This window comes from Aliiglaciecola sp. 3_MG-2023 (genome assembly GCF_030548205.1).
In the GTDB taxonomy this organism is placed as follows: domain Bacteria; phylum Pseudomonadota; class Gammaproteobacteria; order Enterobacterales; family Alteromonadaceae; genus Aliiglaciecola.
The window spans coordinates 128,523-149,526 of the sequence record NZ_JAUORV010000001.1 but is presented as its reverse complement, the minus strand read 5'-3'; the positions used below and the strand labels follow the sequence as shown (position 1 = coordinate 149,526).

Genomic DNA, 21,004 nt, shown 5'->3' with positions numbered 1-21,004 from the left:
ACAACCTTGTGATATATTTTAGACGGAAAATTATAATAAAAACCTCTGTAAGGGAAGGCGGGTTCCAACCATGAACGATATGAGTTTAGTTGCTAAAAATCTTCGGGCGGTCAATCATATTTTAGTCGCTGAAGATGATTTAGATGATCAAGAGTTGATCCGAGATGCGCTAACTGAAAATAATTTGGCGTTGGAAAAAATTAAGTTTGCTCAAGATGGAGAAGAACTAATTTCTCTACTGAACACAGCAGAAGTATTGCCAAATTTAATCCTGTTAGACTTAAATATGCCGCGTAAATCTGGAAGAGAAGCGTTAGAGGAAATTAAACAAAATCCAAAAATTAAACATATTCCAGTGATAATTTTCACCACATCAGATTCTGAAATTGATATAAAAGAATGTTATTTTCTGGGCAGCAACGCGTATTTAACAAAGCCTAATAACTACGTTGATTTAGTGGAATTAATGAAAGATTTGATCAACTTCTGGTTCTGCCAAGCGCAAATTATCATTGATTAGCGCCTATCCATTTAAGTGTCACGCTTAACCTAACCCTCAAACAAGTTTCCAAGTTATTCATTTATTCAGGAAGTGGCGTCTCCTAGAGGATTCGAACCTCTGGCCTACCCCTTAGGAGGGGGTCGCTCTATCCAGCTGAGCTAAGGAGACATTTTCGAAATTTTTAAGGGGCAAGACTATACCTAATTTGATGGTAATAAAACAAGTCTGGAGTCATCAGATTTTAATGATTAATTAGATTAGGCTGATAGGTTTCAGTATATCTTTGGTTAGTCTAAATATGCCCGCTAGCCGCTCAGATATTTAAACTGATCACTTCAATTATTGTTTGGAGACAAAGTCATTGGCTTGAATATTTCCCAATAAACTACCGTCTTTGGATATTGCCACCGCGGTGTTTGGGGAAATGCTCACTACTTTAACTGGCGTAGGGTGTAAGTTGAACTGAGTAAAGGTTTTACCTTGTGGATTCAGAATTTGTTGCAGCTGAAAAAGGGTGAACTCATCGCCTTTTAAAATGCCTTGGTTGCTGCCAATATCCAATGTGAGTTGTTCACCTCTTACTTGAATAATGCGTCCATAGGTAGGCGCGCAGGCTAGCTGTTCATCCACATTGATGGCTATGTCTTGCATAATGGATGATATTGATTCTCCGTAAGGGCTTTGCCACAACACATTACTGTTGATATCAACACTTTGATGGGTATCGAACTCCCAAGGTGCGGTGGAATGATAGGATTTTTGCCACAGTAATGAACCTGTATAACCGTCAATCAGGGCGACTTGGTAGCTGAAGTTACGGGAAGGGGAAGAGCTATTCCACAGTGCCCAGTTTGATGATTTTGTTTTGTTTAGACTAATATCTTTGACCTTAGCGGTTAATACGTACTGAGCGTTTGATTGCTTTGCTAACGCCATCGCATCATTTATCAACGTGATAGGTTGTTGTTTATAGTAAAAAGGCAAAATGGTTTGGATACTTGATTGCTGAGCGAAGTGTTGGAAATTTCGTTGCAGCATTTCTGGCAAAATCGTGCCAATTTCAAAGATATTACCCGTGGTAGCCTGTTCTCTTTTTTCCAAAGGATGCCAGGTGGTGACGATGTTTTTAGGGTATTGCGATGCCTGACATACACTTTTATTGGGAAAGATATCTGCTCGTATGGAAACGGTGAGATAGCCATCTTTCGAAATTTCATCAATGAGTTCAATACTATTTACTTCGCCGCTGGCTCGAATGGTTAAATCATCATTTTGCAACACCCCATTTGCCATCTTTTGCACACTATGAACTGACGCTCCGGCAAATAATAGCACTTGCTTAATGGCTTCTTGGGTCGCGTTTTGCCGGGCTAGCTCAATATTGCCGTTTCTAATTGCCGCTTGGCCACTGGACTCGAACCAAGCTGCTGAGGATAAAGCAGAGAATAGTAAAGCGGAAAAAGCACAAAAGAATGTGATTAACTTCACAGAGAAAATTCGATTATGTGCTGGTTTCATTTACAAAATATCCAATTAGCGCTTAGACTCACAACGGTAAGCACCCAGTCAGTTGTGTGCTTACCACTGCTAAGGAATGCATTAACAATAGTAGTTACAATTCAATGCATCTTTTGTACCTATTTTCTCTTGGAAGGGGATTATTTAACCACTTGCTTCTGATTGGATACATATTTTCGACATTTGCCGGCGGATTTTTATCTTAAGGAACAAATATTGCAGTGCAAACAATCTGATGACAGTTCGAATTGGGTTTAAAAATGACGAAAATCCAATATAGCAAATATGTGCTGTTAAATATTATTGAGAAAAAATATGAAATTACTATATAGCTTTGTGATTGTAGGTTGTTTAGTCGGTGTAGTCGGGTGTCAAAATCTCATCGATAAGCAGGTGGAGTGGGAAACCATCGAGCCTGAAACTTATCCTGTTATCCGTTCAATTGGTTATGCGCCAATCGACGCTCAACGTGGAAATGATAGATCGGCTAAAGTGTTAATGGCGGTGAAAGCCTCGAAGCTGGATGCTTATCGTGAATTGACCGAACAGGTGTATGGACAAAAAATTGACGGTGAACAATCGTTAGCTAATTTAGTGCTCACCGATACTCAATTGATGGCCAGTGTACAAGGTGTTATTCGCGGTGCCAGAGTGGTGAAAAGTTACCCTATTGGAAATGATTCCTATGCCACAGAATTGGAATTGGATTTCAGTTTAGTACACGATCTATATTTGAGTACGGCCAAGCCTAAGCAAGTTAAAAAAGTGCGTTATTACTAAGCTCAATAAAGTAAAGTCAAGGTCGATAAACTAGAGTGGGTTATTAGGTTCCGTCAGCAACTAACGCCTAAACGGTGACGCTTTTGCCAGATGAGCCGCCTTTAGGTTTACCGCTCTTGTCGTAAGTCATGGTTTCTTTTGCACGAGACTCTAGCAATAAGCTGCGAAGATGTTGCAGACGCAATTGGCCTTGTTCAACTGCTTTTTGATTGATTTCAGTTCTAAATTTACATTGCGATAAAGATTGGTTAATTTTATCAAATAAATCCTTCACCCCTTGCTCTGTTGCCCAATCAGGCTGTTTCTCAATTTGTTGCTCTATGGCTTTGTCTGTCAGGGCAATAGATTCTAATAGGTTGGATTTGTCATTGATAACAGTCGTTAAAGATTCAGCGTCTCTGGTGCCAATTAAATGCAGTTCAGATTCAAGTAATACGATAAGTGAATCGAGTTGTTCTTTTTGCTTTTCGAGGAGGGTAATTAGGTTCTTCATTTAGCTTTACTTTTATTTTGAGAAGCTAAACCAGTTTGGCATTAAAATCTAATCTTTAATGCCAAATACTTGAGCTTCGAGTTTGCTAATTTTTTGCGCTAACACATCAGGGTTAACACGATATTCACCATTCTGGATGGCTTTTTTCAATTTGTCGACCTTTTCCTGATTAACAGGCGCTTCTGATGATTTCTTTTGAACCTGACTTAACTGCTGAGCAGATTGGGTCAAGGATACAGAGTCCTGTCTTGGTACTGCCGCAGATTTAGATTGTTGTGCTGCAGATTGCGCAGTCGCTTGATTCTGAGATTGTTGTTGATTCAACCTCTGATTCTCAAGTTGTGGCTTTTGATTTCCACTATTTACATTGTTAATTGCCATAATGACCTCGAATACCTAATTTACCTCACTTATCTTATCGGCCGCAACTTTACGATCTTTAGAAAAATTTGGAAATAAATTAACTATTTTTTAGATAACCTTAAACCGTCGCTAATTAGCTGTAATAACAGACAGTTTACGCTAATTAAATTATATCTGCACAACTACTTGATGTGGATTCACAACTTGTGCGTGTACCACTCGATTAGATTTACTATTCTTCACCGCAATGGTGTCGCCTAAATTGCCATCTTGCTGTGCAATTCCTTTGGTCTTTATGCTGACGCCACCGGTATTTGCTGTAATTAATATACTATCGCCTTTGCAAACAAAACACAGTTGACCAGGAACCACCGGTTGGCCAGGGCGACTGCGTTTTTTCATTCTCGCTCCCACCACTGTACTTATATCGGCAAAGGTGCTGGTGCGTATTAGATTTTTATCCAGCATCACTACGCGAACATCGTTTTCATTTAACACTGTGCCAGGGCTGACAGAGGTTGTGAGTACCACAACAGGTTGTACCCGGGTTGCCTTTACCATCATATAAAGGTACCAATTGGTTTCCTCGCAACTGGCTCTTACGGTAATGTTGCTTTGCGCTAGGGCTTCTTTGCTTGCCGAAATTGTATAGGGTACAGGACAATCTGGAATGACAATGCGTTCATCTAGCGGCATTGCTTTTATCGTCAAATTACCATCGCTCACTTGCGTATATTGTTTTAATTGACTTGTTACGTAGTTTTCTACGGCATGAGTTAATTGTTGTTTGCTAGTATCAATATCATTAGACTGCCCAGCATAAGCGCTGTTTAAGGCAAAAGCGGCAATGAAAAAAGTACTCAGTATGTTTCGAGTTACATGTTTTGTTGATATTTTCATGTTCAGTTGCCGCCGTTTTGTCTATGCTTATTGATTCTTAAAGCAAACAAAGATAAACGTCAAAATTCAGTCACAAAAGCCAGTTTTGACGCTAATATTAGTTAAACTTGTATTTTCTGATAGGGATAACGCAACAATTGTGCCTATTTTAAATTTTATTGAGGTGGTTTATGTCGGGAATTCTTGACTCAGTTAATCAGCGAACACAGATAGTTGGTCAAAACCGACTTGAATTGTTGTTATTCAGGCTAAACCGCAGGCAACGATTCGGCATTAACGTATTTAAAGTGCGTGAAGTATTGCAATGCCCCCAATTGACTTCAATACCTCGACAAAACCCGCTAATTAGAGGGGTAGCCCATGTTCGGGGGCAAACAATCTCAGTGATCGACTTAAGCATGGCTACTGGCGGGAAAAAAATCGAAAATATCGCCAATGCGTTTATCATTATTGCTGAATATAATCGTTCTGTGCAGGGCTTTTTAGTCGGTTCCGTTGAGCGGATTATCAATACCAATTGGGATGCTATTATGCCACCTCCCCAAGGTACCGGAAAAGCGAGTTATTTAACCGCAGTAACCGAAGTCGATGGTGAGTTAATTGAAATTCTTGATGTGGAAAAAATTCTAAACGAAATATCGCCTTTGAAAACCGAAGTGAGTGAAGATTTAGCGGCTAATTTAAATATGTCTGAATCCCCTGCAAATGATAAAATTATTTTTATTGCAGACGACTCTTCGGTGGCGAGAAGCCAAGTTAAGAAAGCGCTGACAGCGCTGGGTTTAAAGATAGAAATGGCTAAAAACGGACTCGAAGCCCTTAATCGTTTAAAACAAATCGCGGCAGAAACTGGCGATGTCACTGATAAAGTCGGCGTCCTAGTGTCTGACATAGAAATGCCGGAAATGGATGGTTATACCCTTACTGCAGAGATTAAGCACACGCCAGAGTTGAGTAAACTTAAGGTCGTATTGCACACCTCCTTAAGCGGTGTTTTTAATCAAGCAATGGTGCAAAAAGTAGGGGCAGATGACTTTATCGCTAAATTTCATCCCGATGAGTTAGCCTCTGCGGTGCAAAAATGGTTTAACAAATAAAGCGCTTACTTTATGTTGGAATTTGATATTTGAAATTAGATCAATTAGCGCCCCATGAACTCTCGGAATTTGCGGAATTTTTAGAGCGACAATGCGGTATTGTATTAAGTGAGCAAAAAGGCTATCTAGTTTATAGTCGTCTTGGTCCTTTAGTGCGTCAGGAGAATCTGACGAGTATTTCTGAACTACTTCAGATTGCCTATAAAGGCAGTTCCGCCCAACTGCGGGAAAAAGTAGTGGACGCAATGACAACCAACGAAACCTTGTGGTTTCGTGACAAGTATCCATTCGAGATTCTATCTAAAACCCTGCTTACTAAATTGGCGAGTGTAAACCGTAAAGTTAGAATTTGGAGTGCTGCCTGTTCGTCTGGGCAAGAACCTTATTCCATTGCCATGTGTATTCAGGAGTTCAAAAGGTCTCATCCTCGTGCTTTTCCTTATGGTATTGAGATTGTTGCCACCGATATTTCAACTGAGATGCTGAAAAGAGCTAAAACAGGTAAGTTTGATAGTATTTCAATAAGCAGAGGCTTAGCCGACGAGCGTAAAAACCGTTTTTTTAAAGCCGTTGATAATAACCATATGCAACTGGATCACGAAATCGTTTCTATGGTGCATTTTAAACCGCAGAATCTGTTAAACAGTTATTCCGGCTTAGGTCGCTTTGATGTGGTTTTTTGTCGAAATGTGCTTATTTATTTCTCGTTAAGTAATAAGCGGAAAATCCTGCAACAAATTGCCGCTTGCCTGCAAAACCATGGAGCTTTATTCCTTGGCGCCTCTGAGTCTATCGCAGAGTTAAATCAATTGTTTAGTCTGGAACGCAATAATCCAGGTATCTTTTATATTAAAAAAAGCAATTGATTCAATCGGTTACAGTGTTTCATCTGTTTACCTCCCTTTTATTCTAAATGTCTTGGCATAGGCCTTGCTAAATTTTTCTCAAGCGAGTTTTAAGTTGAGAACAGTATGGCAATTAGTCTTGATAAATTAACCGGCCTTCATAGTCGAGCAATGCAGGTGAGAACCGACACCATGGAAGTTATTTCTGGGAATTTAGCTAATGCTAACACCCCTGGTTATAAAGCACGTGGTGTCGATTTTCAAAAAGCCATGCAATCAGCAAATCAAGATCGTCAGCAAAATATGACCCGTACCCATGAAAAGCATTTCGAAGGAACCATGCAATCTCAAGCCAGTATTGAGTTTCGTATTCCTTTGCAGCCCGATACTGGAGACGGTAACACCGTAGAAGTACAAGCTGAGCGTAATGCTTTTTTAGAAAACGGCATGCGGTATCAAGCAAGCATACAATTTTTGAATGGCAAGATTAAAGGTATGAAAAAAGCACTAGCTGGAGGGCAAGGCGGATGAGTTTATTTAGAGTTATGGACATTGCTAGCACTGGCATGAGTGCGGAAAGCGTTCGATTGAATACTACAGCCAGTAATATTGCCAATGCCAACAGCGTTAGCAGTAGCTATGACGAAACTTACAAGGCTCGCCATCCTGTTTTTGCTGCTGAGATGCAACGAGCAACAGAGTCACAGTCACAAGGTTCAGGCGTGCAGGTGCTAGGTATAGTCGAAAGTCAAAAGCCACTGCAAATCGAATACAGTCCAGGCCACCCCATGGCAGACAGTAACGGTTATATCTATAAACCCAATGTGAATGTGGTTGAAGAAATGGCGGACATGATGTCTGCATCAAAATCTTATGAAACCAATGTTCAACTGGCAGACACTACCAAACGTATATTTAGACGTGTATTGCAACTTGGTCAGGGTCAGTAAATCACTGATTTAGTGAGGAAAGTAACGTGGAAATATCAAAAACAACAGGATTAGACTCTAACCTGTATGTGCAAGAAGAAACTGTACCAATTGATGATGGTAGTAATGAACGGTTAAGCCAGGAAGATTTTTTCTCTTTGCTCACCGAGCAATTGGCGAATCAAGATCCCACTAAACCTGTGGACAATGATCAAATGGTGTCACAAATGACTAGTTTCAGTATTTCTGAGGGCATAGATTCATTGAATACTAAATTTACTGAGTTTGCCACTAGCATGACTTCAAACCAAGCGCTACAGGCATCAAGCCTAATCGGTCAAGATGTGTTATTGCAAGGTAATGTTGGTCATTTAAGTGATACCAGCACTGGTGTGACAGGGGTGGTGATTACCGACCAGACTACCCAAGACTTACAAATTACCATTGAATCAGCATCCGGTGAATTAATTAAAACCATTGATGCGGGTACGCAGACCGCGGGAAATATTCAATTTTCATGGGATGGTAAAGATGCAAACGGCAATGATTTGCCTGCTGGCGATTATGCTGTGTATGCACAAGGTACGCAAAACGGAGAATCGACGACTTTACCCACAGCGGTTAATAGACATGTGGATAGCGTCAGTTTTGCAAGTAACAATCAAGGTGTCATTTTAAATTTGGATGGCGAAACAAGTGTCAATTTGAGTGATGTCATTCAAATCGGTGGTTAATTAAAAATGTTAGCCCTTTAGTTTAGGAGAGAATAAACGATGTCTTTTAACATAGCATTAAGCGGTGTTTCAGCTGCTCAAAAAGATCTAGATGTCACTGCAAATAATATTGCAAACGTAAATACTGTCGGTTTTAAAGAATCGCGAGCTGAATTCGGTGACGTCTATGCTTCGTCGCTATTGGCAGCCGGCAATACAAAAGTAGGTGACGGGGTATTAACCCAAGATGTTGCTCAGCAATTTTCTCAAGGTAGTCTTCAGTTTACCAATACTGCACTGGATCTGGCGATTACTGGAAACGGATTTTTTGCCACTACTCCTGAAATAACCTCTCGTGATTTTTCATTTACGCGAGCTGGGCAGTTTAAACTTGATCAAGATAACTTTGTGGTTAACTCCAACGGTGATAATTTAATGGGCTTCCCGGTTAACGCTGACGGTACGTCTTCATCTGTGGCTTTGAGCACAACTATTCCGGTGAGAATTCCAGATTCTTCAGGCTCACCACAACAAACCACCGAAGTTTCACCTCGCTTTAATTTGCCAGCAGGTGATGATGCTAAAGATATAACCCTTTTTGATCCTGACGATCCACTTACCTATAACGCAGCTACATCTATCACCGTATACGACTCCCTTGGTGATAGCCATGTAATGACTTACTACTTTATGAAAGACTCTGCTGCAACCAATGAGTGGGTAGTCGTTAATTATGTTGATGACACTGCCATTGATACCGCAGGTGACACTGAAAACGTAGCAGGTACAGATCCGAATAATATAGCGGGTTCAGTATCATTGGGGGCAGATGCGGTTTCCGGTTTTAGAATGCAATTCAGCAGCGGCGGTGATTTTATTGGTATTCAGAATGGTGATGGTACGCCTGTTGCCACCGGCGATGTGACGACTGTTCAGTTAGGTAACCCGCCGTTGATAAACGGTTCTGATGCAACTCAGACTATTACAACTAACTTCGCACTTGAAACTGGCAGTGCAACTGCTGATGAGCCAACTCAGTTTGCCTCTTCGTTCGAAGTTACTTCATTGGAGCAAGATGGACTTGCAGTAGGGCGGCTCACGGGTATTGATATTGGCCCAGATGGATTAGTTCGAGCCACTTTCTCAAACGGTACATCAGAGCCTGTTGTGCGTGTAGCTTTAGCTCGTTTCGCTAATGAACAGGGGTTAACTCAACAAAGTAGTACCCAGTGGAAAGAGAGTATTTTGTCTGGTGAAGCCCTAGCAGGTGAGGCGACCACAGGAACCTTTGGAGATGTTAATTCATCAGCACTTGAGCAAGCGAATGTGAATTTAACCACGGAATTGATTGACATGATTATTGCTCAGCGGAACTTCCAGGCCAACTCACGGGCTCTTGAGGTGAATAATCAGCTTAATCAAACTATCTTAAATATTCGATAACTTAGTTTGAGTTTCATAATACCGCTCCAATACGAGCGGTATTTTTTTGTTTGTTTTTCAATGCATCCCCATTAGCTAATCATTTAGTCGAACTCGGGTGATCTTAATCCCTATTTTCTGTGCCGATGGCATCTTTATTGCAATCCTTTAGGTTACGTTAACCAGAGTCAATAAGTTGTCATGGATAAATTACTCTATATTTCAGCCAGCGGAGCCAGCCAAGACCTATTGGGCACGGCTGTGCGCGCAAATAATTTAGCCAATGCGCAAACCAATGGTTTTAAAGCCATGTTGGAAAATGCGAGAGCCATGCCGGCATACGGCGAAGGTTTGCCGACTCGGGTATTTTCAATGACAGAATCACCCTTCAATAATTATGCGGGTGGCGCAATGATCCAAACCGATCGCGAATTAGACGTGGCAATTCAAGGTGATGGTTGGCTTAGCGTAATTGATGCCCAAGGCAATGAAGCTTATACCCGAGCAGGTAGTCTTCAATTGGGGCCAGATGGCGGTCTTGAAGATGCCAGTGGAAACTCAGTGTTAGGGGACGCTGGTGGCATATTTTTGCCCATTCCACTTTCGAATATCAATATTGCTAACGACGGTACCATTTCAGTTCGACCCCAGGGAGCGCCTGAAACGGTATTGGAAGAAGTAGGCAGGTTAAAGCTAGTTAACCCCAATGTGGCGGATATGAAGCGTGGGGAAGACGGTTTATTTCGACTGAAAAACGGTCAAGAAGCGAATGAAGATATCAACGTGCGACTTCGTACTGGAATGGTTGAAGGCAGTAACGTAAATGCCATCGACGAGATGGTGAATATGATCAGCTTACAACGTCATTACGAATTGCAAGTGAAAATGATGAAAAAGGCCGACACGTTAGACACGCGCGGCAATCAACTACTTAGAATAATTTAGTACTAAACATTAAATAGCGGAGGTGAATAATGCACCCAGCACTTTGGATAAGTAAAACCGGACTTGATGCAGCACAAACAGATGTATCGGTGATCTCTAATAACTTGGCGAACGCCAGTACAGTGGGATTTAAAAAGGATAGAGCGATCTTCGAAGATTTACTCTATCAAAATATTAATCAACCAGGCGGTCGCTCTTCGGCGGATACTGAGTTGCCATCGGGGTTAATGTTAGGTGCAGGTAGTAAAGTTGTTGCTACCCAAAAATCTCATACCCAAGGCAATATGCTGACCACTGATAACGCCTTAGATATGTCAATTCAAGGGCACGGATTTTTCGAAATTCTTCAACCTGACGGCAGTATTGCCTATACCCGAAACGGGCAATTTACCTTAGATGATCAAGGACAAATTGTGACACCAGGCGCAGGTTTTTTATTGCAGCCAAATATCACAATCCCTGAAGATGCTCAGCAAATAACCATTTCACAAGATGGCGAAATATCAGCTTCTATTCGTGGCCAAGCCGATCCCACAGTGTTGGGGCAATTGAGTTTATCGAACTTCATTAATCCAACTGGGTTGCAGCCAATTGGTCAAAATTTGTATGTTGAAACTGCAGTAAGCGGTGCACCTATACAAGGAGTGCCAGGACTGGAAGGGTTAGGCACTGTGGTTCAGGGCGCGTTAGAGACTTCCAATGTTAACGTCACCGAAGAATTGGTTAACTTAATTGAAAGTCAGAGACTGTATGAAATGAACTCAAAAGTGATTTCATCCGTTGACCAGATGTTGGGTCAGGTGATTCAGCAACTATAGTGGGGTTAATTATGACTAGGTTCGCTTATATTCTATTTACACTGAGTGCATTGGTTCTTAGCGGCTGCGTAAGTTCTCCCATTGCAGGGCCTTCGCCTAATGATCCAAGTTATGCACCAGTGATCCCAGATATGCCTCGTCAAAAGCTAACTCAAGATGGCGCAATTTTTCAGGCAGACATGGCAAACAGTATTTATTCCGATGTTAAAGCGCGACGCATCGGCGATATTATTACGGTGAATCTGCAAGAAAATACCAGTGCTACCAAATCTGCTGGTACAACAACCTCGAAAGAGACAGATGTTAATGTTGATACTGTCATTGGTTTAGGTGGCGAAGCAGTTAACATTGGCGGTCAAAGTATCCAGCTAGGTGTGGGGGCCGACAACGAATTCACAGGCGATGCCCAAGCGAACCAAAGTAATAATTTGAGCGGTAATATTTCGGTAACCGTTATACAAGTTTTACCCAATCAAAATTTAGTTGTACGTGGCGAAAAATGGTTAACCTTAAACAATGGCGATGAGTATATCCGCTTAACGGGAGTTGTACGTCCCGCTGATATTAGTCCCACCAATGAAATCGTTTCAACCAAAATTGCCAATGCACGTATTCAATACAGTGGCACGGGTACCTTTGCGAATGCGCAAAAACAAGGCTGGTTGAATAAATTCTTCTCTTCACAGTGGTGGCCGTTTTAATGGAAACTTCAACCTTACGTTCATCTCTTATTTATTTGCTGATGGTGGTGCTAGTGACTCCATTTGCCCATGCACAGCGAATTAAAGATCTTGCTTCTATTCAAGGGGTGCGAAGTAACCAGCTAGTTGGATATGGCTTAGTTGTGGGTTTACCTGGCACCGGCGAGCAAAGTCCGTTTACCGAACAAAGTTTCCGAACTATGTTAAGTAATTTTGGGATTAGCCTATCTTCAACCGTAAAACCAAAAATCAAGAATGTGGCAGCTGTGGCGGTTCATGCTGAATTACCGGCGTTCATGAAACCTGGGCAAACAATAGATGTTACGGTCTCATCAGTGGGTGAGGCGGCCAGCTTGCGTGGCGGCACCTTATTACAAACATTTTTAAAAGGCTTGGATGGCAAAGTCTATGCCGTAGCACAAGGCAGTCTAGTGGTCAGTGGTTTTGGTGCAGAAGGGGCTGATGGCTCTAAAATTGTGTCCAATACCCCTACTGTCGGGCGTATCGTTAATGGCGCTTTGGTGGAACGAGCCGTTCCTAGTGGCTTGATGCAAAATGATTTCTTAACCCTGAATTTGAACTATCCAGATTTTTCCACCGCCAAATCTTTGGCAGACACCATTAATCAGCGTTTGGGCGCTGATCCTGAAATGGGCTATATGATAGCTACGCCCATTGATGCCGCTTCGGTGAGAGTTTCTGCGCCTCGAGATGTGGGGCAGAGGGTGAGTTTCGTCGCGACTTTGGAAAACTTCACGTTTACCCCAGCTGATGCGCCAGCAAAAGTCATTATTAATAGCCGCACAGGCACTATTGTGATTGGCAAAGATGTACGTTTATTGCCAGCTGCAATAACCCATGGTGGCCTTACGGTCACAATTTCAGAATATCAGACGGTTTCGCAACCCAATGCACTTGCCCAAGGGCAAACTGCTGTTACTAATCAGTCGATTGTTGATGTGAGTTTGGATGATAGTCGAATGTTTAAATTTGACCCAGGTGTGAGTTTAGATGAATTAGTTCGTGCGGTTAACGAAGTGGGCGCTGCACCTGGTGATTTAATGGCGATTCTTGAAGCCTTACAACAAGCTGGCGCCTTACAAGGCGAGCTAATCGTTATTTAATTGCTTGTGAATCAGTGAATTTATTATGGAAATGAACAACCACATTGATCAACAACTAGAAATGTCGCGCAATGTCCATGATTTTAAGGGCATAGATAGTTTGCGTCAGGCAGCTCAAAGTGGTGACAAACAAGCATTAGACGAAGCCGCTAAGCAATTTGAAGCCATATTTGTACAAATGATGCTCAAATCAATGCGAAAAGCACAAGATGCGTTGGCTGACAAAGAGAGTCCGTTCAATTCTCAGCAAGTTAAGTTTTATCGCGATATGCATGATCAGCAATTAGCCGTTGATTTGTCGTCTCGTGGAGGAGTGGGGATTGCTGAGTTGATTGTGCAACAACTTAGTCCCGGTGAAAACGGTTTTATGCCTGCCAGTGCGGTTAGGGATAACGCCAATTTGATGAATATGGTTCATCAGAGGGCTAAAGAGTACGCAGCTCCTCTAAGTCATAATGATCCCTTACAGACTAATCAAAGTGTCATGCAACAAAATTCAGCGATGCAAAATGCGCCTAAACAGAGTGCGACTAAACAAAGTGCTTTTGCGTCTCCGTCGGAGTTTATGCAAACTTTGCTACCCCATGCACAAGAAATCGCTCAAAAAATGGGTATCGATCCTAAAGCGTTGTTGGCTCAAGCTGCAGTGGAGACAGGGTGGGGGCAATACATGATCCATACGGGAAGTGGACAAAATACCCACAACTTGTTTGGCATCAAAGCGGACAATCGCTGGCAAGGAGAGACCACTGCAATCAATACTGTTGAATTTGATCAAGGTGTGGCTAAACAACAAAAAGCGCAGTTTAGAACCTATGACTCTTTTGCCGATGGTCTAAAAGATTATGTTTCTTTTGTAACGGACAACCCAAGATACCAACAAGCGTTAGAAAACGTGAATGACCCTGAAGCGTATTTCAGTGCGCTACAAACCGCTGGATACGCTACCGACCCTCAATACGCTAATAAAATTCTGTCGGTATTGAATAGCGACACCTTTAAGTCAGCGTTTTCTACACTAGGGTTTGGCAAACAAAATGCGCAATAACAGTTTTTCGCGGGAGTTAAAAAGATGATCAGAGCTGCCGATTTATACACTATTGCGACCAGCGGTGTTAGGGCAAGCAATCAATTGCTCGCCACCACCAGTAATAATATTGCCAACGTTAATTCCGAAGGCTATGTTCGCGAACGCACAACCTTCGAAAGCCAATTGGTTGGAGGGGTTGGCCGCGGTACCACTGAACGTGTTTTAGATACGTTTGCGCAAAATCAACTGCGCCGAGACACCACCCAAGTAAGTGAATTTGAAACGTATTTTCAACGCTCTAGTGTGTTAGATGACATTTTTGCCAGTGAAGCAAATAGCATCTCAAGTAGCATGAGTCGGTTTTTTAGCTCTTTGCAAACCGCCACTGATGAACCTACAAATATGGCCGCTCGACAACTCGTATTGGGCGAAGCCAATGCCTTGGTGGGCCAGGTGAGTACCTTGTCGCAATTTATGGACAACAAGGAAAAAGAGCTCAATTTAGAATTAGAGTCCACCATAGATACCGCGAATAAGCTAATTGAAACCATAGCCGACCTTAACGCGAATATTCGAATAGCCGAAGGCAACAACTTATTTGATGAACCCGGCGTACTCAAAAATCAACGTGATAACGCAATTTTAGAATTAGCCGAGATAATGTCCATTGAGACCCGTGATAACGGTAACGATGACGGTTCATTGATGGTGAACTTAACCTCTGGTGAATCATTGGTGCTGGAAGATGGATCTTTTAATTTGTTTCAGCTAAGTGGCGATCCTGACCCCGATTACCGAAATTTGTTTTTAGCTAGCACCGGAAAACCTACAACGTTAAGACTACCAGAGCAAAACTTAGGTGGACAAATGGGCGGTTTATTTCGTTATCGTGATGAGATTTTGGCTGAAGGGCAGCGAGAGCTCGGGCAAATTTCCATGGCCTTAACTAGCGCCGTAAATCAGCAGAATAGACTAGGGATGGATTATGATGGCCAACTAGGCGTTAACATATTTTCTAATCCAGAGTTTCAAGGTTTGAATTATTCGGCAAATTCTGATTTATCGTTAACCATGAACGGCAGAATGACCGAAGATGGCGCCAGTAAAATTACCGCTGCTGATTATTTGGTGGAGATCACCGGCACCACGCCCGGTTCTCCCGATACGGTTGATATCAGTGTTACCTTAGTCAACCCTGATGGCTCTTATGTGACTGATATAGACGGTAATGCCATAACACAATCTTATACGGGTTTGGATGCGCAGGCCGATAGCTTTACTGAAGTGATCGGTGGTTTGGAACTCGAATTTCCCAATGGCGATAGTTACGCAGTGGGAGATCGATATTTATTCCAACCAACAAAAAGCACAGCCCAATCAATTGAAGTGGTTATGACCAGACCTGAGGATATTGCTTTAGCTTCGCCATTTCGTGTCGATAGTAATTTGGATAATTTAGGTGATGCACGTTTAACTGATTCGACTGTCACTAACACCTTTGTTGATAGCACTTTGACTGATCCTCAGGCATCCGCTTTTGACGGTAGTGGAGGTTTTGTTAGCGGCAGCCCGGCACGTATCGTGTTCAATAGCGAATCTGAATTCGAAATTTTTGATGAATCCGGTGCATCATTAGTCGTGATTTCTGGTGTGACTGACTACAATAATTTAATGGAACAAGCGGCAAGTGATGGTAGTTGGCCATTTTCTGCTTTGACGGATTTTCCTGGCTATGATTTTAGTCTACAAGGTACACCTGTGGCGGGCGATGAGTTTACCATTAACTACAACACCGATGGGGTAGATGATAATCGCAATGGTTTAAAGTTGGCTGGTCTACAAGACGTGGATATCATGCAACAAAGTAATAATAATGTCGGAAATTTGATCACATTCCACGAATCATACGCCAATATTGTCAGTGATATTGGTGCTAAAACGGCGTCTGCAGATATTTCGATGCAGGCTGCACAAGCGATGCAAACCCAGTCCAGCGATTGGTTTCAATCCGTGTCTGGTGTGAATCTAGATGAAGAAGCGGCAAACTTGATCCGCTTTCAGCAAACCTATGCGGCGGCAGCAAGAATATTAACTACCGCAAGCGAATTATTTGACACCATTTATAGTGCTACAAGGTAAATTGTACTATGGCTAGAATATCCACAAACCAGTTGTATGACCGCAGTATTAATACAATTACGCAAAATCAGGGAACTTTATCAGATGTTCAACAGCAACTCTCATCAGGGAAAAAGTTGTTGCGACCTTCGGATGATCCTGTGGGTGCCGCGCAGGTGGTTAGACTCACTGAAGATCTCGACAAAATTACACAATACAAGCGTAATAACGATTTACTGACTAATTCATTGCAACAGGAAGAGGTGGTTCTTAGCAATATTAATAACGCGTTGGATAAAGCCAGACAATTGATGATCCAATCTGGAAATGGCGTATACGATGAATCTGATTTGCAGGCCATCGGCATAGAGATTGGCGCAATTCGAGATGAAGTATTTAGTCTCATGAATACCCAAAATTCCAATGGCGAGTATATATTTGCTGGCTATCAGTCTCAAACTGAAGCATTTACCTACAACCCATCAGCGGCAGATCAAAAATACACGTTTTCTGGGGATGATGGCGTTAAGCACATCCAAGTATCAGATGCGATGAATATTCAGTCTAATAGCTCAGGAAAGTCGGTATTTGAAAACGTTCTGGCAAGACTTAATTTCAGCGTTACTGGGGACAGTGGACTGGCATCATTTTCTTCTGTCATTAGTGAACAATCCGCTTTTGATAAATTTCATGAAAATAATTATGACGCGGTGACCGCAGCGAATAATCAATTTCAAGGGACGATTATTGCGGGTAATCAAGTTCAAATTGAAAATGTTGGTACTGGGGACATCATTGACACCGTCAATTTTACTTCTGGCGAACCATTTGTATTTAAAGGTATTGAGTTCAATCTAGAAGGAAGTGTAGGGGATACTTTTGACTTTCAACTTGATAAGCCGGAAAAAAATAATATCGCGGAAACCTTAAACAATTTTTATTTGGCGTTAAATGCCGGTGATTTAAGTGATAAAGGACTGAATGAGGCAATTGCTGATGCATTGGTTGGAATTGATAACGGCTCAAAATCTTTAGCCAATGCAACTTCATCTTTAGGTGGACGCATGAATGTAGCAGAATCTGTTTATGAATCGAATTTGGATCTTGAAATTGCCAATAAAACAGCCCGGGCAAATATTGAAGATGTGGATTATGCAGAAGCCGTATCTGAATTGAGTAAACAAGAAACGGCTTTACAAGCTGCCCAGGCTACTTTTTCCAGAGTAACAGGGCTTACCTTGTTTGATTACATCTAGTGTTTGAATTTACAGTTCAAGTTTTGTTAAGTAAATATGGCTTTGATTGTCTATGTGGCTGGAATAATAGCTAATAAATATGCCTTCTTTGCGTTTGATCATACCTGCATAGCTGCAATCTCCACCTGAAGGTAACACCATTACTAGGGTCAGCTTTTGAGTTTCAACATTCATTTTCCAAAGTGCCGTTTTAAATTGTCTGTTTAGCCAGGCCCTGCCGCAAATTAAAATAGTTTTAGGATCGAATTGGATGATCACCGGTGCGCCTATGTATATTTTTAGATCAAACCATTGCCACCGGGTGAAGGGGGGCTTTGACACTCCCCATTGCGCACTAAAAGAGTCTGCATCCCTACGCACTACGGCAAAAGCTTCTCCGCTGTCGCTGAAACATAAGTCACTTTCGTTGGGATAACCAAGACCATGGGTGGCCAAACTGAGTGCATCGGGTTTAAAACATTCAAAAGTACGCAATGGATTGCCTTTGTATAGGTCGAGTTGTTGTTGCGCGCGTTTGTAAGCAAATCCATAGGCCTGTTCACCTTGCCAACGAATTCGCCACACCCACCAATTTTTTTCAGCAAACCAATGTGGACTAGACCAACTCAATCCATCTTGCGAAAACCAACATAAAGAGCGGCTATGTAGCCATTTGCCATTTTTATCATAACAACGAGCATAGGCGTTGATTAATAATTTACCATCGGGCATTACGGTTAATTTGGGATCGCGCAGATCGCAATTAGCCATTTTAAGACTGACGCTATTTATTTTTTTACCATTAAAGTCACAAGTCACAATGCGTATATCTCCATCTTTGCTCATGTGATCTGTGGCTTCTCTAAAACTAACGAACAGCTTGTCTACATACACACACATATCAGTAAATGCGCAGTGTTTAGCCGTTTTCCAAATCGAATTAGTCCAATTAATCATCTTTTTTAAAATTTATTTTTGTCTAAAAACCTATTGAATCTCAATTAATTACATTTTGCAAAGCGGAAATTTTTTGCCGTTTTTATAAAAAACGGCAAAATTTAGTTAAAGGGATTTTTCTATCCGTCGATACCCTATCTGAGAGAGCCAGTAACACCGATCTAGTTTTGACTAAGATTGATGTTCTTGAATGTGTTTTTTAACCACCGATTTTATCGGTTGCCAGCGAAACGCTGGACTGAGAGTGTAGGAGAAATCCCATGGGATTATACGTTAACACCAACGTTTCGTCTTTAAATGCGCAACGTCAATTATTTGATTCATCTAACCGTTTAGGCACGTCTTTTGAGCGTTTGTCTTCTGGTTTCCGTATAAACCGTGCAGCGGATGATGCTGCTGGTTTGCAAATCACCGACCGTTTGACCACCCAGGTTCAAGGTCTTAACCAAGCTGTTAGAAACGCAAATGATGCGATTTCTTTAGCACAAACTGCTGAAGGCGCGTTAGGGGAAGTAACAACTTCACTTCAACGTATCCGTACTTTAGCGGTACAGTCACAGAACGGTATTAACACCTCTGCTGACCGCTTAGCCCTGCAAAAAGAAGTTTCCGCCCTTAAAACTGAAATTTCACGTATTGCTCAAACTTCACAGTTTGCCGGCGTAGACATCCTTGATGGGGCATTTTCTGCCGCATTCTTAGTGGGTGCAAACGGTGGTCAAACTATTTCTGTGAACTTGTCTAGAACCAGTGGTTTCGGAGCGTCAGGCCTAGGTATCGCTGGTACTTCAGTTGCCAGTATTACAGAGGCATCTGCAGCGTTAACAGAAATTACTGCTGCAATTTCAACCGTTGGAGCTGTACGTGCCGATTTAGGTGCCCTGCAAAATCGTTTCCAATCAACTATCAGAAACTTAAGTAATATATCTGAAAATGTTGCTGGAGCTCGTTCACGTATTCGTGATACAGATTTTGCGACAGAAACAGCTGAATTGACACGTAACCAGATTATCCAACAGGCCAGTTTAACTGTTTTGTCTCAGGCTAATCAGCGTCCACAATCAGCGCTTCAGCTTCTAGGTTAATAGAATACGATTGGGAAATTAAAGCCAGGGGGTAGTGAATCTGTATTTAATGGCCCAAAACGTAGAGAGTGCGCTCTTTCCCTCCTAACGTAAGAGCGCTTCGCCGGCTAATTTAGTCGGCTTTTTTCTCAACCTAAGTAATTGAAAATAATAGGAATTAATATTTAGTTAGAAATTAGGCTAAAGAATTTTTCGATCCTGTTCGATAAAGATTTCAAGAGCGATGTACAAACTAAAAAAATAATAAGTACACGCCTAATTAAGTGACGTAATAAAACTAATAATAGCGCACTTAGAATCACCGCAATGATCACTAATAATAATAATAGGTCAGGCGGATTGCTTAAATCGTTAGGAGAAAAAAAATGTCTTTATACGTCAACACAAATGTGTCGTCGTTGAATGCTAGTCGTCAGCTATTCACGTCGAACAATAATTTAAGTACAGCGTTTGAACGCTTATCCTCAGGTTTGCGCATAAACAATGCGAAAGATGATGCCGCCGGCCTGCAAATTTCCAACCGACTTACCACTCAGATTCTTGGCCTTAATATGGCCGTCAGAAATGCCAATGACGGCATCTCTCTAGCGCAAACCGCAGAAGGTGCATTGGCTGAAACCACGTCCGCATTGCAACGTATTCGTGTACTTGCTGTGCAATCTCAAAATGGTATTAATGGCTCGGCTGATCGTTTAGCACTACAAAAAGAAGTCGATGCTTTAAAACAAGAAATCAGTCGAATTGCCGCAACCTCACAGTTTGGTGGCGTCAACATTCTTGGTGGAGCTTATTCTTCTGCATTTTTGGTCGGTGCGAATCCAGGTCAAACAATCAGTGTCAATATCTCTAGACCTGGTGGGTACGGGACTTCCGGCTTATTCGGTTCGCAGAGTATTGATTCAAATTTAATTTCTGTTGCTTCTGAGGCCGCTGCATCTCGTGCTATGACTGCTGTATTAGGTGCAATTTCCATAATTGATGCTAAAAGAGCGGATTTAGGTGCCATACAAAACCGGTTTCAATCTACCATCAGAAATTTAAGTAACATTTCAGAAAATGTATCAGCGGCTAGATCTCGCATCCGCGATACAGACTTCGCTGCTGAAACAGCTGAATTGACTCGCTGGCAAATAATTCAACAAGCCAGTATCACAGTGTTAGGACAGGCTAATCAACGTCCACAAGCTGCTTTGCAACTGTTGCAATAATAAGAGAGAAAGATCATGAAATATGATGCTGAGCAAGCAACAGGGGCAGGCTGCAACATTGAAGATTGATTGAAGAAAAGAAAACGGCCGGATTGCAAAATGTGGGGGCAGGCTGCAACCGACCGAAGAAGATACGTTTTACTTAAACAACTAGATAACTCACGCTGTATAAAAGCGCGGGCGAATTCTCACTCCATTATCAAGCCATAGGCTTTTTTAAT

General features: G+C 41.9%; 22 protein-coding genes and 1 tRNA gene. 17 read left to right on the top strand and 6 right to left on the bottom strand.

Annotation, left to right across the window (positions count from 1 at the left end; genetic code table 11):
* Window positions 1–70 precede the first annotated feature (70 nt).
* The gene (locus Q4574_RS00725; protein WP_303470322.1) at window positions 71–520 is read left to right on the top strand and encodes a response regulator; all 450 of its coding nucleotides are present in this window, start codon (window positions 71–73) and stop codon (window positions 518–520) included.
* Between the two features lie 73 nt (window positions 521–593).
* Here Q4574_RS00725 and Q4574_RS00720 read toward each other — a convergent pair.
* Window positions 594–670, bottom strand: a tRNA-Arg gene (locus Q4574_RS00720).
* A 171-nt stretch (window positions 671–841) separates the two neighbouring features.
* Window positions 842–2,020: a flagella assembly protein FlgT gene (locus Q4574_RS00715; RefSeq protein WP_303470320.1), complete on the bottom strand. Its 1,179-nt coding sequence runs from the start codon at window positions 2,018–2,020 to the stop codon at window positions 842–844.
* A gap of 315 nt (window positions 2,021–2,335) precedes the next feature.
* Here Q4574_RS00715 and Q4574_RS00710 point away from each other — a divergent pair, with 315 nt between their 5' ends.
* Window positions 2,336–2,800 (top strand): LPP20 family lipoprotein, encoded by a 465-nt coding sequence (locus Q4574_RS00710; RefSeq protein WP_303470318.1) that lies wholly within the window; start codon window positions 2,336–2,338, stop codon window positions 2,798–2,800.
* Between the two features lie 67 nt (window positions 2,801–2,867).
* Here the strand turns inward: Q4574_RS00710 and Q4574_RS00705 are convergent, their stop codons facing one another.
* From Q4574_RS00705 to flgA, 3 genes are all read right to left on the bottom strand, one after another.
* Entirely contained in the window at window positions 2,868–3,293 is a 426-nt protein-coding gene (locus Q4574_RS00705; protein ID WP_303470316.1) for a flagella synthesis protein FlgN, read from the bottom strand.
* A 48-nt stretch (window positions 3,294–3,341) separates the two neighbouring features.
* A complete protein-coding gene (gene flgM / locus Q4574_RS00700) occupies window positions 3,342–3,674 on the bottom strand; it encodes a flagellar biosynthesis anti-sigma factor FlgM (RefSeq protein WP_303470313.1) in 333 nt (110 codons plus the stop codon).
* Window positions 3,675–3,824: 150 nt separating this feature from the next.
* Entirely contained in the window at window positions 3,825–4,556 is a 732-nt protein-coding gene (flgA, locus tag Q4574_RS00695) for a flagellar basal body P-ring formation chaperone FlgA (RefSeq protein WP_303470310.1), read from the bottom strand.
* Between the two features lie 170 nt (window positions 4,557–4,726).
* On the opposite strand from flgA, the gene Q4574_RS00690 reads away from it, so the two are divergent.
* From Q4574_RS00690 to flgL, 13 genes are all read left to right on the top strand, one after another.
* Complete coding sequence (locus tag Q4574_RS00690) at window positions 4,727–5,653, top strand: chemotaxis protein CheV (RefSeq protein ID WP_303470305.1); 927 nt, start codon at window positions 4,727–4,729, stop codon at window positions 5,651–5,653.
* 29 nt (window positions 5,654–5,682) lie between these two features.
* Window positions 5,683–6,519, top strand: a complete 837-nt coding sequence (locus Q4574_RS00685) for a protein-glutamate O-methyltransferase CheR (protein WP_303470303.1) — start codon at window positions 5,683–5,685, stop codon at window positions 6,517–6,519.
* Window positions 6,520–6,624: 105 nt separating this feature from the next.
* On the top strand, window positions 6,625–7,029 hold the full coding sequence (gene flgB / locus Q4574_RS00680) for a flagellar basal body rod protein FlgB (protein ID WP_303470301.1): 405 nt from the start codon (window positions 6,625–6,627) through the stop codon (window positions 7,027–7,029).
* Entirely contained in the window at window positions 7,026–7,448 is a 423-nt protein-coding gene (gene flgC, locus Q4574_RS00675; protein ID WP_303470298.1) for a flagellar basal body rod protein FlgC, read from the top strand. The genes flgB and flgC overlap by 4 nt, the downstream gene beginning before the upstream one ends.
* A gap of 26 nt (window positions 7,449–7,474) precedes the next feature.
* The gene (locus Q4574_RS00670) at window positions 7,475–8,161 is read left to right on the top strand and encodes a flagellar hook assembly protein FlgD (RefSeq protein WP_303470296.1); all 687 of its coding nucleotides are present in this window, start codon (window positions 7,475–7,477) and stop codon (window positions 8,159–8,161) included.
* Between the two features lie 39 nt (window positions 8,162–8,200).
* Window positions 8,201–9,583, top strand: coding sequence for a flagellar hook protein FlgE (flgE, locus tag Q4574_RS00665; protein WP_303470295.1), 1,383 nt, complete (start codon window positions 8,201–8,203; stop codon window positions 9,581–9,583).
* A gap of 180 nt (window positions 9,584–9,763) precedes the next feature.
* Window positions 9,764–10,507 carry a flagellar basal body rod protein FlgF gene (locus Q4574_RS00660; RefSeq protein WP_303470294.1) on the top strand — a complete coding sequence of 248 codons (744 nt, stop codon included), beginning with the start codon at window positions 9,764–9,766 and terminating at the stop codon, window positions 10,505–10,507.
* A gap of 29 nt (window positions 10,508–10,536) precedes the next feature.
* A complete protein-coding gene (flgG, locus tag Q4574_RS00655) occupies window positions 10,537–11,325 on the top strand; it encodes a flagellar basal-body rod protein FlgG (RefSeq protein WP_303470291.1) in 789 nt (262 codons plus the stop codon).
* A gap of 11 nt (window positions 11,326–11,336) precedes the next feature.
* Window positions 11,337–12,026, top strand: coding sequence for a flagellar basal body L-ring protein FlgH (gene flgH / locus Q4574_RS00650; RefSeq protein WP_303470289.1), 690 nt, complete (start codon window positions 11,337–11,339; stop codon window positions 12,024–12,026).
* The gene (locus tag Q4574_RS00645) at window positions 12,026–13,150 is read left to right on the top strand and encodes a flagellar basal body P-ring protein FlgI (protein ID WP_303470286.1); all 1,125 of its coding nucleotides are present in this window, start codon (window positions 12,026–12,028) and stop codon (window positions 13,148–13,150) included. Before flgH ends, Q4574_RS00645 begins: the two co-directional genes overlap by 1 nt.
* 25 nt (window positions 13,151–13,175) lie before the next feature.
* Entirely contained in the window at window positions 13,176–14,198 is a 1,023-nt protein-coding gene (gene flgJ / locus Q4574_RS00640) for a flagellar assembly peptidoglycan hydrolase FlgJ (protein WP_303470283.1), read from the top strand.
* A 24-nt stretch (window positions 14,199–14,222) separates the two neighbouring features.
* Window positions 14,223–16,319 (top strand): flagellar basal body rod C-terminal domain-containing protein, encoded by a 2,097-nt coding sequence (locus Q4574_RS00635; protein ID WP_303470281.1) that lies wholly within the window; start codon window positions 14,223–14,225, stop codon window positions 16,317–16,319.
* Window positions 16,320–16,327: 8 nt separating this feature from the next.
* Window positions 16,328–17,554, top strand: a complete 1,227-nt coding sequence (gene flgL / locus Q4574_RS00630; RefSeq protein WP_303470279.1) for a flagellar hook-associated protein FlgL — start codon at window positions 16,328–16,330, stop codon at window positions 17,552–17,554.
* A 9-nt stretch (window positions 17,555–17,563) separates the two neighbouring features.
* On the opposite strand, the gene Q4574_RS00625 is transcribed toward flgL, so the two are convergent.
* Window positions 17,564–18,490, bottom strand: a complete 927-nt coding sequence (locus Q4574_RS00625; protein ID WP_303470278.1) for a hypothetical protein — start codon at window positions 18,488–18,490, stop codon at window positions 17,564–17,566.
* A gap of 260 nt (window positions 18,491–18,750) precedes the next feature.
* On the opposite strand from Q4574_RS00625, the gene Q4574_RS00620 reads away from it, so the two are divergent.
* Together Q4574_RS00620 and Q4574_RS00615 are read left to right on the top strand one after the other, a co-directional pair.
* Window positions 18,751–19,575, top strand: a complete 825-nt coding sequence (locus Q4574_RS00620) for a flagellin (RefSeq protein ID WP_303470275.1) — start codon at window positions 18,751–18,753, stop codon at window positions 19,573–19,575.
* A gap of 365 nt (window positions 19,576–19,940) precedes the next feature.
* Window positions 19,941–20,783, top strand: a complete 843-nt coding sequence (locus Q4574_RS00615) for a flagellin (RefSeq protein WP_303470273.1) — start codon at window positions 19,941–19,943, stop codon at window positions 20,781–20,783.
* Window positions 20,784–21,004 lie beyond the last annotated feature (221 nt).

Bases quoted from the DNA above. Each gene is read 5' to 3' on its own strand.
- Q4574_RS00725 (WP_303470322.1), top strand. From the start codon at position 71: ATGAACGATATGAGTTTAGTTGCTAAAAATCTTCGGGCGGTCAATCAT.
- flgB (WP_303470301.1), top strand. From the start codon at position 6,625: ATGGCAATTAGTCTTGATAAATTAACCGGCCTTCATAGTCGAGCAATG.
- flgJ (WP_303470283.1), top strand. From the start codon at position 13,176: ATGGAAATGAACAACCACATTGATCAACAACTAGAAATGTCGCGCAAT.
- Q4574_RS00690 (WP_303470305.1), top strand. From the start codon at position 4,727: ATGTCGGGAATTCTTGACTCAGTTAATCAGCGAACACAGATAGTTGGT.
- Q4574_RS00705 (WP_303470316.1), bottom strand. From the start codon at position 3,293: ATGAAGAACCTAATTACCCTCCTCGAAAAGCAAAAAGAACAACTCGAT.
- Q4574_RS00645 (WP_303470286.1), top strand. From the start codon at position 12,026: ATGGAAACTTCAACCTTACGTTCATCTCTTATTTATTTGCTGATGGTG.
- Q4574_RS00615 (WP_303470273.1), top strand. From the start codon at position 19,941: ATGTCTTTATACGTCAACACAAATGTGTCGTCGTTGAATGCTAGTCGT.
- flgG (WP_303470291.1), top strand. From the start codon at position 10,537: ATGCACCCAGCACTTTGGATAAGTAAAACCGGACTTGATGCAGCACAA.
- Q4574_RS00660 (WP_303470294.1), top strand. From the start codon at position 9,764: ATGGATAAATTACTCTATATTTCAGCCAGCGGAGCCAGCCAAGACCTA.
- flgC (WP_303470298.1), top strand. From the start codon at position 7,026: ATGAGTTTATTTAGAGTTATGGACATTGCTAGCACTGGCATGAGTGCG.
- Q4574_RS00620 (WP_303470275.1), top strand. From the start codon at position 18,751: ATGGGATTATACGTTAACACCAACGTTTCGTCTTTAAATGCGCAACGT.
- flgL (WP_303470279.1), top strand. From the start codon at position 16,328: ATGGCTAGAATATCCACAAACCAGTTGTATGACCGCAGTATTAATACA.
- flgH (WP_303470289.1), top strand. From the start codon at position 11,337: ATGACTAGGTTCGCTTATATTCTATTTACACTGAGTGCATTGGTTCTT.
- Q4574_RS00715 (WP_303470320.1), bottom strand. From the start codon at position 2,020: ATGAAACCAGCACATAATCGAATTTTCTCTGTGAAGTTAATCACATTC.
- Q4574_RS00625 (WP_303470278.1), bottom strand. From the start codon at position 18,490: ATGATTAATTGGACTAATTCGATTTGGAAAACGGCTAAACACTGCGCA.
- Q4574_RS00635 (WP_303470281.1), top strand. From the start codon at position 14,223: ATGATCAGAGCTGCCGATTTATACACTATTGCGACCAGCGGTGTTAGG.
- flgE (WP_303470295.1), top strand. From the start codon at position 8,201: ATGTCTTTTAACATAGCATTAAGCGGTGTTTCAGCTGCTCAAAAAGAT.
- Q4574_RS00710 (WP_303470318.1), top strand. From the start codon at position 2,336: ATGAAATTACTATATAGCTTTGTGATTGTAGGTTGTTTAGTCGGTGTA.
- flgA (WP_303470310.1), bottom strand. From the start codon at position 4,556: ATGAAAATATCAACAAAACATGTAACTCGAAACATACTGAGTACTTTT.
- flgM (WP_303470313.1), bottom strand. From the start codon at position 3,674: ATGGCAATTAACAATGTAAATAGTGGAAATCAAAAGCCACAACTTGAG.